Annotated in this window: 12 protein-coding genes; 7 read left to right on the top strand and 5 right to left on the bottom strand. The window is 74.0% G+C overall.

The genetic code is table 11. The features are described 5' to 3' along the window. Window positions 1-61: 61 nt before the first annotated feature. A complete protein-coding gene (locus ACZ7LK_RS07720; protein ID WP_471138954.1) occupies window positions 62-1,816 on the top strand; it encodes an acetyl/propionyl/methylcrotonyl-CoA carboxylase subunit alpha in 1,755 nt (584 codons plus the stop codon). A 189-nt stretch (window positions 1,817-2,005) separates the two neighbouring features. Beyond that, window positions 2,006-2,551: a TetR/AcrR family transcriptional regulator gene (locus ACZ7LK_RS07715; RefSeq protein ID WP_469464963.1), complete on the top strand. Its 546-nt coding sequence runs from the start codon at window positions 2,006-2,008 to the stop codon at window positions 2,549-2,551. A 202-nt stretch (window positions 2,552-2,753) separates the two neighbouring features. On the opposite strand, the gene ACZ7LK_RS07710 is transcribed toward ACZ7LK_RS07715, so the two are convergent. Both ACZ7LK_RS07710 and ACZ7LK_RS07705 read right to left on the bottom strand, forming a co-directional pair. Then, window positions 2,754-3,716, bottom strand: coding sequence for a DeoR/GlpR family DNA-binding transcription regulator (locus ACZ7LK_RS07710; protein ID WP_471138951.1), 963 nt, complete (start codon window positions 3,714-3,716; stop codon window positions 2,754-2,756). Between the two features lie 177 nt (window positions 3,717-3,893). Beyond that, window positions 3,894-5,333 carry an NAD(P)H-quinone dehydrogenase gene (locus ACZ7LK_RS07705; protein ID WP_392272682.1) on the bottom strand — a complete coding sequence of 480 codons (1,440 nt, stop codon included), beginning with the start codon at window positions 5,331-5,333 and terminating at the stop codon, window positions 3,894-3,896. A gap of 139 nt (window positions 5,334-5,472) precedes the next feature. Between ACZ7LK_RS07705 and ACZ7LK_RS07700 the strand changes: the two genes are divergently transcribed. From ACZ7LK_RS07700 to ACZ7LK_RS07685, 4 genes are all read left to right on the top strand, one after another. Then, entirely contained in the window at window positions 5,473-5,910 is a 438-nt protein-coding gene (locus ACZ7LK_RS07700) for a gamma-glutamylcyclotransferase family protein (RefSeq protein WP_071965776.1), read from the top strand. 177 nt (window positions 5,911-6,087) lie between these two features. Next, window positions 6,088-6,912 (top strand): purine-nucleoside phosphorylase, encoded by an 825-nt coding sequence (locus tag ACZ7LK_RS07695; RefSeq protein WP_392272363.1) that lies wholly within the window; start codon window positions 6,088-6,090, stop codon window positions 6,910-6,912. A gap of 301 nt (window positions 6,913-7,213) precedes the next feature. Continuing rightward, the gene (locus ACZ7LK_RS07690) at window positions 7,214-8,854 is read left to right on the top strand and encodes a phospho-sugar mutase (RefSeq protein ID WP_392272364.1); all 1,641 of its coding nucleotides are present in this window, start codon (window positions 7,214-7,216) and stop codon (window positions 8,852-8,854) included. 133 nt (window positions 8,855-8,987) lie between these two features. Further along, entirely contained in the window at window positions 8,988-10,181 is a 1,194-nt protein-coding gene (locus tag ACZ7LK_RS07685; protein ID WP_471138948.1) for a hypothetical protein, read from the top strand. A 27-nt stretch (window positions 10,182-10,208) separates the two neighbouring features. Here ACZ7LK_RS07685 and ACZ7LK_RS07680 read toward each other — a convergent pair whose 3' ends face one another. The 3 genes from ACZ7LK_RS07680 to ACZ7LK_RS07670 form a co-directional block, all read right to left on the bottom strand. Continuing rightward, a complete protein-coding gene (locus ACZ7LK_RS07680; RefSeq protein WP_392272366.1) occupies window positions 10,209-10,874 on the bottom strand; it encodes a PH domain-containing protein in 666 nt (221 codons plus the stop codon). Window positions 10,875-10,904: 30 nt separating this feature from the next. Further along, window positions 10,905-11,522 (bottom strand): class F sortase, encoded by a 618-nt coding sequence (locus ACZ7LK_RS07675; protein WP_471138945.1) that lies wholly within the window; start codon window positions 11,520-11,522, stop codon window positions 10,905-10,907. A 161-nt stretch (window positions 11,523-11,683) separates the two neighbouring features. After that, window positions 11,684-12,949 carry a hypothetical protein gene (locus ACZ7LK_RS07670; protein WP_471138942.1) on the bottom strand — a complete coding sequence of 422 codons (1,266 nt, stop codon included), beginning with the start codon at window positions 12,947-12,949 and terminating at the stop codon, window positions 11,684-11,686. A 252-nt stretch (window positions 12,950-13,201) separates the two neighbouring features. Between ACZ7LK_RS07670 and deoC the strand changes: the two genes are divergently transcribed. Then, window positions 13,202-14,146: a deoxyribose-phosphate aldolase gene (gene deoC, locus ACZ7LK_RS07665; RefSeq protein WP_392272369.1), complete on the top strand. Its 945-nt coding sequence runs from the start codon at window positions 13,202-13,204 to the stop codon at window positions 14,144-14,146. Window positions 14,147-14,150: the final 4 nt, after the last annotated feature.

The following is a 14,150-nucleotide window of genomic DNA, read 5'->3' as shown; positions in this document are numbered from 1 at the left end:
ATGGGTCGAAAGGCCGTGTCGGCAGTCCCTAAACTCAGCTTGTTTCAAGGAGGGAGCCATCGTGCGCAAGGTGCTCATCGCCAACCGTGGCGAAATCGCTGTCCGTGTCGCCCGTGCCTGCCGGGACGCCGGGATCGCAAGCGTAGCCGTCTACGCCGATCCGGACCGGGACGCCCTGCACGTCCGTGCGGCCGACGAGGCGTTCGCCCTGGGCGGTGACACCCCGGCCGCCAGCTACCTGGACATGGCCAAGGTGCTCCAGGCCGCCGCCGACTCCGGTGCGGACGCCATCCATCCTGGTTACGGATTCCTCTCCGAGAACGCGGAGTTCGCCCAGGCCGTCATCGACGCGGGTCTGACCTGGATCGGCCCGCCGCCCCAGGCGATCCGCGATCTGGGTGACAAGGTCGCCGCCCGTCACATCGCCCAGCGCGCCGGTGCGCCGCTGGTCGCGGGCACGCCCGACCCGGTGTCCGGCGCCGAGGAGGTCGTCGCGTTCGCCGAGCAGTACGGCCTGCCGATCGCCATCAAGGCCGCCTTCGGCGGTGGCGGCCGCGGCCTGAAGGTCGCCCGCACCCTCGAAGAGGTGCCGGAGCTGTACGACTCCGCCGTGCGCGAGGCCGTCGCCGCCTTCGGCCGCGGCGAGTGCTTCGTCGAGCGCTACCTCGACAAGCCGCGGCACGTGGAGACCCAGTGCCTGGCCGACAAGCACGGCAACGTCGTCGTCGTGTCGACGCGTGACTGCTCGCTCCAGCGCCGCCACCAGAAGCTGGTGGAGGAGGCCCCGGCCCCGTTCCTCTCCGAGGCACAGAACGCCGAGCTGTACCGGGCGTCCAAGGCCATCCTGAAGGAGGCCGGCTACGTCGGCGCCGGCACCGTGGAGTTCCTCGTCGGCATGGACGGCACGATCTCCTTCCTGGAGGTCAACACCCGTCTCCAGGTCGAGCACCCGGTGACCGAGGAGGTCACCGGCATCGACCTCGTACGGGAGATGTTCCGCATCGCCGACGGCGAGGAGCTCGGCTACGACGACCCGCCGGTGCGCGGCCACTCGTTCGAGTTCCGCATCAACGGCGAGGACCCGGGCCGCAACTTCCTGCCCGCCCCCGGCACCGTCACCACCTTCGCGCCGCCCAGCGGCCCGGGTGTGCGCCTGGACGCGGGCGTGGAGTCCGGCAGCGTCATCGGCCCCGCGTGGGACTCCCTGCTCGCCAAGCTCGTCATCACGGGCGCCACCCGTGAGCAGGCCCTCCAGCGGGCCGCCCGGGCGCTGGAGGAGTTCCAGGTCGAGGGCATGGCCACGGCCATCCCCTTCCACCGCGCGGTCGTCGTCGACCCGGCGTTCACCTCGGACCCGTTCCGCGTCCACACCCGCTGGATCGAGACCGAGTTCGTCAACGAGATCAAGCCGTTCGCCGCCCCGGCCGAGGCCGACGCGGACGAGGAGCCCGGCCGTGAGACCGTCGTCGTCGAGGTCGGCGGCAAGCGCCTGGAGGTCTCGCTGCCGTCCTCGCTGGGCATGAGCCTGGCCCGCACAGGCCTCGCCGCGGGCGCCAAGCCCAAGCGCCGGGCCACCAAGAAGGCCGGCTCGGCCGCCTCCGGCGACACCCTCGCCTCTCCGATGCAGGGCACGATCGTCAAGGTCGCGGTCGAGGAGGGCCAGCAGGTCAACGAGGGCGACCTCATCGTCGTGCTGGAAGCGATGAAGATGGAGCAGCCGCTCAACGCGCACCGCTCGGGCACCGTCAAGGGCCTGTCGGCGGAGGTCGGCGCGTCGGTGACGTCCGGCGCCGCGATCTGCGAGATCAAGGACTGACACGCCACACCCGAGGGGCCCGCCGGCACATGCCCGGCGGGCCCCTCGCCATGTGCACGATGGCATCCTGGAAGAAGCAGGCACGGGGCCGGGGACAGCGGCGGGGCCGCGAGGGAGGACGGCGCGATGGCGACGAGCACGGCGACGGACGGGACGGCGGCGGACCGGGCGCCGGGCGCGCCGCGCCCCATGCGTGCCGACGCCCGCCGCAACTACGAGCGGCTGCTGGGCGAGGCGCGGGCGGCCTTCGCGGAGCACGGCACCGACGCGTCGCTGGAGGACGTGGCGCGCCGCGCCGGGGTCGGGATCGGCACCCTGTACCGGCACTTCCCCAACCGGCACGCGCTGATGAACGCCGTCTTCCAGGAGGCGCTCCAGGCCCTGCTGGAGCGGTCGCACGACCTGGCCGGCTCCGAGCGGCCGTGCGCGGCGCTCGTGGAGTGGCTGCGCGCCATCGTCACGCACGCGGGTGAGTACCGGGGCCTCGCCCGCGCGCTCATGTCGGCCTCGCACGACGCGACTTCGGCGCTCTCCCAGTGCAGCACGCCCCTGCGCACGGCGGGCGAGCGGCTGCTGGTGCGCGCCCAGGAGGCCGGAGCGGTACGGGCGGACGTGTCGATCGGCGACCTGATGCAGCTCACCAACGCGATCGCCCTGGCCGCCGAGCAGTCCCCGGACGACCCCGAGCTGGCCGACCGGCTCCTGACGCTGACACTGCGAGGCCTCAGGGCGTGACCCCGTGCGCCCCGCCCCGGTGACCCGCGCGGCTCCGGTGGAGCCGTGGCGCCGGGGGGGTTCCGTGGCGCCGGTGGCCCGCGCGGCTCCAGTGCCCCGTGGCGCCGGGGGTTCCGTGGCGCCGGGTGGCGCCGTGGGCCGCGGCGCCCGGCCGTGCCGTACGGCGCGCGCCGGCGGGGCGGCCCGGTACCGGGCCGGGGCGTCAGCGGCGGCGCAGGTCCGCCACCCGCGCCCCGCGCTCCGGGGGCTGGCCGTCCGCCAGGGAGGCGCTGCGCAACTGCGGTCCGCCCGGGTGGCGCCCGCCCCGCTGGCCCGGCAGCGGAACGTCCCTGCGGCCCTGACGGCCGGGCGGCGCGGCGCCCTCCGTCCCGGAAGCGCCGGGTGCCGGGCCGGCCACGGTGATCTGGACGCCCTGGTCCGCGAGCGCCTGGAGCTCGGTGCCCGCCCGGTCGTCGTGGACCGGCGGCTCGTCGGTGACCAGCCGGGTGATCAGGTCCGTCGGCACCGTCTGGAACATGGTGTCCGTACCGAGCTTGGTGTGGTCGGCCAGCACGACGACCTCCGCCGCCGCCTGCACCAGCGCCCGGTCGACGCTCGCGGAGAGCATGTTCGACGTGGACAGGCCCCGCTCGGCGGTGAGGCCGCTCCCGGACAGGAACGCCCGTGAGACGCGCAGCCCCTGGAGGGACTGCTCGGCCCCGCTGCCCACCAGCGCGTAGTTGGAGCCGCGCAGGGTGCCGCCGGTCATGACGACCTCCACCCGGTTGGCGTGGGCGAGCGCCTGGGCGACGAGCAGCGAGTTGGTGACGACGGTCAGCCCGGGCACGCGGGCCAGCCGGCGGGCCAGCTCCTGGGTGGTCGTGCCCGCCCCGACCACGATGGCCTCGCCCTCGTCGACGAGTCCGGCGGCCACGTCGGCGATGGCCGTCTTCTCGGCGGTCGCGAGATGGGATTTCTGCGGGAAGCCGGATTCTCGCGTAAAACCGCCCGGCAGCACCGCACCGCCGTGCCGGCGGTCGAGGAGTCCTTCTGCCTCCAGTGCCCGCACGTCACGCCGTACGGTCACTTCGGAGGTCTGGACGACGCGGGCGAGCTCCCGGAGCGATACCGCCCCGTTGGCACGCACCATTTCAAGGATCAACTGACGACGTTCTGCAGCGAACACGAAACTGACAGTAACGCCAGCGACCGTTTCTTTGCAGCGGTATGCGCCTATTACGCGAAGTTGCGAACAGACGGGCCCGCCAAGTGGTATAGGCGGGCCCGTCCGGGAACGTTCCTTGATTGATCGATGTCCCGACTTGCCGGGGGTTGCCGGGTGTTGTCCTCCCCCGGCGACGGGCTACGCCTCGGCGGTCGTCTTCCGGGTGTGCAACTGTCGTGCCACCTCGGCGATCGAGCCCGACAGGGACGGGTACACCGTGAAGGCGTTTGCGATCTGTTCGACCGTCAGGTTGTTGTCGACCGCGATCGAGATGGGGTGGATGAGCTCGCTGGCGCGCGGTGCGACGACACAGCCGCCCACCACGATGCCGGTGCCCGGACGACAGAAGATCTTGACGAAGCCGTCCCGGATGCCCTGCATCTTGGCGCGCGGGTTGCGCAGCAGCGGCAGCTTCACGCTGCGCGCGTCGATCTTGCCCGCGTCGACGTCCGCCTGGGTGTAACCGACCGTGGCGATCTCCGGGTCGGTGAAGACGTTCGACGACACGGTCTTCAGGTTCAGCGGCGTGACCGCGTCCCCGAGGAAGTGGTACATCGCGATGCGGCCCTGCATGGCGGCGACCGACGCCAGGGCGAAGACGCCCGTGACGTCACCGGCCGCGTACACGCCCGGCGCCGAGGTGCGGGAGACCTTGTCGGTCCAGATGTGGCCGGAGTCCTTGAGCCGTACGCCGGCCTCCTCCAGCCCCATCCCGGCGGTGTTCGGGATGGCGCCGACGGCCATCAGGCAGTGCGTGCCGGAGATGACCCGTCCGTCGGCGAGCGTCACCTCGACCCGGTCGCCCACCCGCTTGGCGGACTGCGCCCGCGAGCGCGCCATCACGTTCATCCCCCGGCGCCGGAAGACGTCCTCCAGCACGGCCGCCGCGTCCGGGTCCTCGCCGGGCAGCACCCGGTCGCGCGACGAGACCAGCGTGACCCGGGAGCCCAGCGCCTGGTAGGCGCCGGCGAACTCGGCACCGGTGACACCCGAACCGACCACGATGAGCTCCTCGGGGAGCTCGTCCAGGTCGTAGACCTGCGTCCAGTTGAGGATGCGCTCGCCGTCCGGGAGGGCGTCGGGGATCTCGCGCGGGTGACCGCCGGTGGCGATCAGCACGGCGTCGGCGGTGAGCGTCTCCTCGCTGCCGTCGGCGGCGGTCACGACCACCTGGCGGGAGCCGTCCACGGCCTGGCGGCCGTCGAGCCGGCCCCGGCCGCGCAGCACCCGCGCGCCCGCGCGGGTCACCGACGCGGTGATGTCGTGCGACTGGGCGAGCGCGAGCCGCTTCACCCGTCGGTTGACCTTGCCGAGGTCGACGCCCACGATCCGGGCGGCCTGCTCGATGTGCGGGGTGTCGTCCGCGACGATGATGCCGAGCTCCTCGTGCGAGGAGTCGAAGGTGGTCATCACCTCGGCCGTGGCGATCAGGGTCTTGGACGGCACGCAGTCGGTCAGGACGGACGCTCCGCCGAGGCCGTCGGTGTCGACGACGGTCACCTCCGCGCCGAGCTGGGCGCCCACCAGGGCCGCCTCGTATCCGCCGGGTCCGCCACCGATGATCACGATCCGGGTCACTGGGGTCACGCCTCGCGCTCTCGTCACGGCAGGGATGCAAGTACGCCCCCCATTGTCCCGCACGGTCCGGGCGGCTTCCCGCCGGGGCCCTCCATCGGGAAACAGCGCTCACCCCCGGCCCTCCCGTACCCTCGATCCCATGTCGCTCTACGCCGCGTACGCCGGCAACCTCGACGCGCGGCTGATGACCCGCCGCGCCCCGCATTCCCCGCTGCGCGGTACGGGCTGGCTCAACGGCTGGCGGCTGACGTTCGGCGGCGAGCAGATGGGCTGGGAGGGCGCGCTGGCCACCATCGTGGAGGCGCCGCGTTCCCAGGTGTTCGTCGCCCTGTACGACATCGCCCCGATGGACGAGGACTCCATGGACCGCTGGGAGGGTGTCGGCCTCGACATCTACCGGCGCATGCGGGTGCGGGTCCACACCCTGGACGGCGAGGAACCCGCCTGGGTGTACGTGCTCAACGGGTACGAGGGCGGCCTGCCGTCCGCCCGCTACCTGGGCGAGATCGCCGACGCGGCCGAATCGGCCGGCGCGCCCCACGACTACGTGATGGAGCTGCGCAAGCGGCCCTGCTGAGCCGTCTTGTCGGAAACGACAAGACAACGATCCGAGGTCCGTGGGCATCGTCATCTACGCGCGTAGGCAACTTCGGGCTACGCTCTTGTGCGTACTGCTTTCTTCCGGGGCCGGCCCCCGGACCCCCGGTCCTCGCGAGGTCCGGGGCGACTGTTACTTCGCGAGGCGAGAGACTCTGTGAACGCAACTGCCACCCCGGACCACCTCCAGGGCGACCCCTACGCCGCCGCCGCCGACGCCGCCGCGCGCCTGCGCGAGCTGACCGGTGCCGAGACCCACGACGTCGCCCTGGTGATGGGCTCCGGCTGGGCGCCGGCCGTCGACGCGCTCGGCGCCCCGGACGCCGAGTTCCCGGTCACGGAGCTGCCCGGCTTCCCGCCCCCGGCCGTCGAGGGCCACGGCGGCAAGATCCGCTCGTACAGCATCGGCGACAAGCGCGCGCTGGTCTTCCTGGGCCGTACGCACTACTACGAGGGCCGTGGCGTCGCCGCCGTCGCCCACGGTGTGCGCACCGCCGTCGCCGCCGGCTGCAAGACCGTCGTGCTGACCAACGGCTGCGGCGGCCTCCGCGAGGGCATGCGCCCCGGCCAGCCGGTCCTCATCAGCGACCACCTCAACCTGACGGCCGCCTCGCCCATCGTCGGCGCCAACTTCGTGGACCTCACCGACCTCTACTCGCCGCGCCTGCGCGCGCTGTGCAAGGAGGTCGACGAGACCCTCGAAGAGGGCGTGTACGTGCAGTTCCCCGGCCCGCACTACGAGACCCCGGCCGAGATCAACATGGTCCGCGTCCTCGGCGGCGACCTGGTCGGCATGTCGACCGTCCTGGAGGCCATCGCGGCCCGTGAGGCGGGCGCGGAGGTCCTCGGCATCTCCCTGGTCACCAACCTGGCGGCGGGGCTCTCGGGCGAGCCGCTGAACCACGAGGAGGTCCTCCAGGCGGGCCGCGACTCCGCCGCGCGCATGGGTGAGCTCCTGACCCGGGTCCTGTCCCGCATCTGACCCGCCCCGGGAGCCCCGCTCCCGCGAACGCCGGCCCGCCGGCGGGCCCGGGCCTCCCGGTCGCCCGCCGGGCGAGGCGTGCCCGCGCCCCGCACAGCGCACCCACCGGCGTGAGGGTGGCGGGGCCTCCGCCACCGGCGTGAGGGTGGCGGGGCCCCCGCCACCGGCGCGGGCCCGCGACCAGGCCCGTACGGGGCACCCCGACGCGGCACCGGTCGGCAAAGGGCCGGGAACCGGGACGGAGGCCCCCCGCCGGGGTACGGCACGTACCGCAGACCAGACATCCAGAGAGGCAGACACCGTGCAGCAGAACCTCATCGCGCAGGCGAAGGCGTGGCTCGCCGAGGATCCGGATCCCGAGACGCGCGACGAGCTCGCCGCGCTCATCGAGGGCGGGGACCTCGACGAGCTCGCCGCCCGGTTCGGCGGCACGCTCCAGTTCGGCACGGCCGGGCTGCGCGGCGAGCTGGGCGCCGGGCCGATGCGGATGAACCGTTCCGTCGTCATCCGGGCCGCCGCCGGGCTGGCCGCGTACCTCAAGGCCGAGGGGCACACCGACGGCCTGGTCGTGATCGGCTTCGACGCCCGCTACAAGTCGGCCGACTTCGCCCGGGACACCGCCGCCGTCATGGTCGGCGCCGGCCTCCGCGCCGCCGTCCTGCCGCGTCCGCTGCCGACGCCCGTCCTGGCGTACGCCATAAGGCACCTGGGTGCCGTCGCCGGCGTCGAGGTGACCGCGAGCCACAACCCGCCGCGGGACAACGGCTACAAGGTGTACCTGGGCGACGGTTCGCAGATCGTGCCGCCCGCCGACACCGGCATCGCCGCCGAGATCGCGGCGATCGCGAGCCTCGACGACGTCCCGCGTGCCGAGGGCGGCTGGGAAACGCTCGGGGACGAGGTCCTCCAGGCCTACCTGGAGCGTACGGACGCCGTCCTGTCCCCCGGCTCCCCCCGGACCGCGAACGTCGTCTACACGGCCATGCACGGCGTCGGCAAGGACGTCGTCCTGGCGGCCTGGGAGCGGGCCGGTTTCCCGGCGCCGGCGCTGGTGGCGGAGCAGGCGGAGCCGGACCCGGCCTTCCCGACCGTCGCCTTCCCCAACCCCGAGGAGCCGGGCGCGATGGACCTCGCGTTCGCCCGGGCGCGGGAGGTCCGGCCGGACATCGTCATCGCCAACGACCCGGACGCCGACCGCTGCGCCGTCGCCGTCCCGCACGAGGGCGACTGGCGGATGCTGCGCGGCGACGAGGTCGGCGCGCTGCTCGCCGCCCACCTGGTCCGCAAGGGCGTGACCGGCACCTTCGCCGAGTCGATCGTGTCCTCCAGCCTCCTCGGCCGCATCGCCGGGGCGGCCGGCCTGCCGTACGAGGAGACCCTGACCGGCTTCAAGTGGATCGCCCGCGTCGAGGGCCTGGCCTACGGCTACGAGGAGGCGCTGGGCTACTGCGTCGACCCCGGGGGCGTGCGGGACAAGGACGGCATCACGGCGGCGCTGCTGGTCGCCGAGCTGGCCTCGGTGCTCAAGGAGGAGGGCCGCACCCTCACCGACCTGCTGGACGACCTGGCCGTGGAGCACGGGCTGCACGCCACGGACCAGCTCTCGGTCCGCGTGGAGGACCTGAGCGTCATCGCGAACGCCATGCGCCGGCTGCGCGAGCAGCCGCCGGCGGCGCTCGCCGGGCTGACGGTGACGTCCGCCGAGGACCTGACGAAGGGCACCGACCGGCTGCCCCCCACCGACGGCCTCCGGTACCACCTGGACGGCGCCTTCCAGGCGCGCGTCATCGTCCGCCCCAGCGGCACCGAGCCCAAGCTGAAGTGCTACCTGGAGGTCGTCGTCCCGGTCGCCGGGGCCGGCGAGCTGCCGGGAGCGCGGGCGAAGGGCGACGAGCTCCTGGCCGCGATCAAGCGGGACCTGGCGGCGGCGGCCGGTATCTGACCGCCCCCGTCACCCCTGGGCGGCACCCGTTCGGGTGGAACCCGTACGGCACTTGACGCAGGGGCCCGGTGGGGCCGGGGGTCACCGAGCAGGGTGACCCCCGGTACCGAAGCCGAGCCCCTGGAGCGCCATCGTGCCGTCGTCGGTGATCACCCCGCGCCCGACCGTCCCCGCGTCGCGCCGGCCCCCCTCCCCGCCGGAGGGGGGCGGCGTCCGGGCGCGGACCGCCCGCTCACTGCGGTACGCGGCGCCCGCGCTGCTCGGGTACCTGACGGTCCGGCTCCTCGGGCTGCTGGTCCTGGCCCGGTGGGCGCACCTGAAGGGGCACGGGGTGTGGCCGGCGCTCGCCACCTCGTGGGACTCCCGCTGGTACCTGGGCATCGCCGACCACGGGTACCAGGACCACCTGGGCACCGCCTACGACGCCAACAACCTGGCGTTCTTCCCGCTCTACCCCGGGGTGGTCAAGGCGGTCGCCGGGGTCACGCCCGGCTCGCGCGCCTCGGTGGCGCTGGTCCTGGCGGTGGTGTGCTCGCTGGCCGCCGCGTGGGGCGTGTTCGCGGTCGGCGAGCGGCTCGGCGGACGCCGCGCCGGTACCGTGCTCGCCGTCCTGTGGGGCGCCTCGCCGGTCGGGGTCGTCGCCTGGATGGGGTACACCGAGTCGCTGTTCACGGCGCTCGCCGCCTGGGCGCTGTACGCGGTGCTGACCGGCCGCTGGTACGCGGCGGCCGCCCTCACGGTGCTGGCCGGACTGACCCGCCCGACCGGGATCGCGCTCGCCGCCGCCGTGACGGTGACCGGGCTGGCGGTGGCGGCCCGCACGCGCGCGTGGCCCCCGTTCCTCGCCGCGCTGACCGCCCCGCTGGGCTGGCTGGGGTACGTGGCGTGGGTGGGCGTCCGGCTGGGCCGCTGGGACGGGTACTTCGCCGTGCAGCGGCTGTGGCGCAACACCTGGGACGGCGGCGCGGGCACGCTGCGCGAGATGCGCGAGCTGCTGGCGTACGACCGCACGCCCCAGCTTTTCCTGGTGGCCGTGTCGGCGGTGCTGGTGGCCTCGGTGGCGCTGTACGCGCTGTGCGTGGCGGACCGGCAGCCGCTGCCGCTCCTGGTGTTCTGCGGAGCGCTGCTGGTGGTGGTGCTGGGCAGCGGCGGGGTCTACTTCCCGCGTGCCCGTTTCCTGCTGCCGGGCTTCCCGCTGCTGTTGCCGCTCGCCGTGGCGGTGGGCCGGGCCCGGGCGATCGTGGCGTGCCTGGTACTGGGGGCCGCGGTGCTGTCGTCGGCGTGGCTGGGCGCCTACATGCTGCTGGTGTGGCCGGGCCCGCCGTGAGGCCCGCCGTGACTCCCGCCGTGAGGCTCAGGCGGCCAGGGCGACCACGAGGAGGAGCAGTCCGGCGAGCGCGGGCGCGATGATCTCGTAGGCCCAGCGGACGTGCGGATCGCCCTGGGCGGTCGGTCGCGACGCGGACCGCTCGGCCAGGTCGCGCAGATCGGCGATGGTCGCGTCGGCCCGGGCCGTCCCGCTCGCCCCGGCGGTGCCGTCCCGGTCGGCGCGGGGTGCGTCGCCGGCGCCGGAACCGGCCCGTAGCCCGCCACTGAGCAGGCCGCCCCCGAGCCCGGTGCCGGGGCGGTCCTGGCGCCTGGCGGCCCGCTTGCGCTCGCGCAGCGAGACGGGCACCGCCCATAGCTGGTAGACGGTGCCGTCCCGGGTGACGACCTCGCTGGAATAGCCCGCGCGGACGTCCGCGACCGCCGCCCAGGGCACGCTGATCGTCCGGAACGGGTTGCGGACGCGCAGGCGGTCGTCGTTGGCGTACACCACGGGCCGGAAGGTGAAGGCGACGATCAGCGGCACGGCCAGCAGCAGCCCGGCGGCCGCGATCCAGCGCACCCGGCCCTCGCCGGTCGCCAGCGCGTCACCGCCGATCCAGGCGGCGAAGCCGAGCAGCAGCAGACCGCCCAGGATCCCCATGGTCGAGCGGAAGGACCGGTCGGCGTACTCGGTCGGCTGGGGGGTCGTCATGCGGCCGATTCTGCCTCACGGCCCGGGGCGTCACACGACCAGATCGGCGTACACGATGATGTTGTCCGGCCGGTGGCCGTCCACGAGCTCCCCGCCGCAGGTGATCAGCCGCAGTTCGGGGCGGTCGGTGTCGCCGTAGACCTTCCGCGTCGGGAAGGCCTCCTTGTCCACCTGCTCCAGTTCCGTCACACGGAACACGGCGGTGGTGCCGTCGGCTCGCCGGACGGTGATCGTGTCGCCGGTGCGGATCCTGGCGACGTCCTTGAGCACGGCCGGGCCCTCGGCGGTGTCGAAGTGGCCGATCAGCACGGCCGGACCGGTCTCGCCGGGCGTGACGCCCTTGTCGTACCAGCCGATCCTGTCCGCCTGGGCGACGGAGGGCACCTCGACGGTGCCGTCGGCGGCGAGGCCCAGGCGCAGTACGGGCCCGGTGTCGACGCCCGCGGCGGGGACCTCGACCCGGACCGGCTCGGACCGGGGCATCGGGGCGGCTGCGGCCCCCGGGGGCGCGGTCGCGGGCCGGACGTGGGCGGGCGGCGCGGAGGGGGCGGACGGGGTGGCCGCGGGGCCGTCCGCCCCGGCGCCGCAGCCGGCGAGCGCGGCCGGGACGGTCAGGCCGAGGAGGACGGCGGCGAGCCGGTGTCTCACGGGGGGCTCCTGGGAACGGGTGCGGCGGGCCGCCGCGTGGGGTGTGCGCGGCGGCCCGCCTCGGGGATGGACAGTGGCCTGCTCGGGTCGGTGACAGGTCGTACGAGGTCGTCGGCGGATGGCTCGGGTCGATGGGGTGCGTGCGGCGCGGGGGCCGCGGGTCAGCCCCGCCCGGCGGCCCGGCGGCGCAGGGCGACGAAGCCCAGGCCGGCGGCGAAGAGCGCGGCGGCTCCCGCTCCGGAGGCGACGAGGACGGCGTTGCCGTCGTCGCCGGCCGTCTCGGCGCCCGCCGCGACACCGCCCAGGGGCACGACGGACGTCTGGGAGGTGGTGCCGGGCGCGGTGGTGGCGGCGGCGGGCGTGGCGCCGGCGCCCGTCTTCCCGTCCCCGGCCTCGTCCGTGCCGGTGCCGGTGCCGCCGGTGGTGGTCGTCGTGCCGGGGACGTCGGCACCGACGTACACGGCCTTGCCCTGGGCGGAGGCGCCGACGAGGTAGTGGGAGAAGGTGCCGTCGCGGTCGAGGACGACGACCGCCGAGCCCGCGTGCAGGACGGCCCGGCCGGTCCCGTCGGTGAACACGACGCCCTTGGGGCAGCCGCCCTTGTCGCACGCGGAGACCGCGTACCGCCCGGCCGCCTTGGTGATCTTGATGAGCTGTCCGCCGGGCAGTTCGTAGACACCGGGCCGGGCGGCCGTGACGACGTTCTCGTGCCCGAGCCAGTCGTACGTCGAGCCGTCGGCGTCGAGGACGAGGTACTGGGTGTCGTTCTGGCCGGCCACCGAGCGGCCGTCGGCGTCCAGGACCCCGACCGAGGTGCCGTCGACGAAGGTGTCGGCGCGGTGGTGGCCCGGGCCGACCCGGTAGACCTTGAGGTACGAGCCGTTGTGGAGGGTGCCCGTGCGGATCAGCTCCCCCATGTCCTCGTCGACCTGGCGGGGGATCACCCGGCCGTCCGCCTTCAGGAGGACCTCGACGCGGTTGTAGGTCCGCTTCTCGCCCGCCTTCAGGGTGAACAGCGTCCGGCCGTCCTTCAGGACGTCGGCCTTCAGCGCGCCGTCCTCGCGGTAGACCCGCGCGGACATGCCCTCGACGAGCGCGACGGTGCCGACCTGCTCGCGCCCGGTGCTCCCGGCCGGGTCCGTCCCGGCCGCCGGAGCGCCGGACCCGGCGGCGTCCGCCCCGGTCCCGGCGCCCGCCGGCTCCACCGGCTGCGGAGCGGCGGGCTTGGCGCCGGGCTGCGGGGCGGCGGGCTTCGCGGCGACGGGCTGCGGGGCGGCGGGCTTCGCGGCGACGGGCTGCGGGGCGCCGGCCGTGGCCGGCCGGGTGTCCTCGGCGGGGGCGGGGGCGGCGGTGGCCGTGGCCACGGAGCCGAGCGCGGCACCGGCCAGGACGGCGGTGGTGATGGCGGTGCGAAGGGCGAAACGCATGACGACTCCGTGACGCGGTGAAGGGGGTGAATGAGGAGGAAGAGCCGCATGCCGCCTGCTCGTTCGGCGGGGCCGGTGAGGACTGGCGGGCTGCACGAACAAAGTTATGGATCTTGTGTGCGGGAGCCGTTCGCTCCATGTCACAGGCACGTGACAGGGCTCACCCACCCGTGACCACCTGGGCTTTCGCACAGACCTCCGGCGCGGGGCTGTACAGGACGCTACGCGCGTAGATATGCTCCAGTGGTGACCATGCCCACCGCATCTGCATTCGCCGACGTGACCGCGTCCGACAGCACGCTGCGCCGCTTCCTCCACGGGCTGCCCGGCGTCGACGCCGTCGGCCTCGAAGCGCGCGCCGCGTCTCTCGGTACCCGTTCGATCAAGACGACGGCCAAGGCGTACGCCATCGACCTGGCCATCTCGATGATCGACCTGACGACGCTCGAAGGCGCGGACACCCCGGGCAAGGTCCGGGCGCTCGCCGCCAAGGCCGTCAACCCCGACCCGACCGACCGCACCACCCCGCGTACCGCGGCGGTGTGCGTCTACCCCGACATGGTGGCCACCGCCAAGGCCGCCCTCGCGGGGTCGGACGTGAAGGTCGCCTCCGTGGCGACCGCCTTCCCGGCCGGCCGCGCCGCCCTCGACGTCAAGCTCGCGGACACCCGCGACGCCGTCGCCGCCGGGGCGGACGAGATCGACATGGTGATCGACCGCGGGGCCTTCCTCGCGGGCGACTACCTGAAGGTGTACGAGGAGATCGTGGCCGTCAGGGAGGCCTCGGGCGACGCCCGCCTGAAGGTCATCTTCGAGACCGGCGAGCTCTCCACGTACGACAACATCCGCCGCGCCTCCTGGCTCGGCATGATCGCGGGCGCGGACTTCATCAAGACCTCGACCGGCAAGGTCGGCGTCAACGCCACCCCCGCGAACACCCTCCTGATGCTGGAGGCGGTGCGCGACTTCCGCGCCCAGACCGGGGTACAGGTCGGGGTGAAGCCCGCGGGCGGCATCCGGACCACCAAGGACGCCATCAAGTTCCTGGTCCTGGTCAACGAGACCGCAGGCGAGGACTGGCTGGACAACCACTGGTTCCGGTTCGGCGCGTCGAGCCTGCTCAACGACCTGCTCATGCAGCGTCAGAAGCTGGCCACCGGACGTTACTCCGGTCCCGACTACGTGACGGTGGACTGATCAC

Source organism: Streptomyces sp. NPDC039423 (assembly GCF_055598725.1).
Note: the sequence above shows the minus strand (reverse complement) of the source record. Positions and strands in the feature narration are given on the sequence as shown.

Bases quoted from the DNA above. Each gene is read 5' to 3' on its own strand.
- ACZ7LK_RS07715 (WP_469464963.1), top strand. From the start codon at position 2,006: ATGCGTGCCGACGCCCGCCGCAACTACGAGCGGCTGCTGGGCGAGGCG.
- ACZ7LK_RS07700 (WP_071965776.1), top strand. From the start codon at position 5,473: ATGTCGCTCTACGCCGCGTACGCCGGCAACCTCGACGCGCGGCTGATG.
- ACZ7LK_RS07680 (WP_392272366.1), bottom strand. From the start codon at position 10,874: ATGACGACCCCCCAGCCGACCGAGTACGCCGACCGGTCCTTCCGCTCG.
- ACZ7LK_RS07670 (WP_471138942.1), bottom strand. From the start codon at position 12,949: ATGCGTTTCGCCCTTCGCACCGCCATCACCACCGCCGTCCTGGCCGGT.
- deoC (WP_392272369.1), top strand. From the start codon at position 13,202: ATGCCCACCGCATCTGCATTCGCCGACGTGACCGCGTCCGACAGCACG.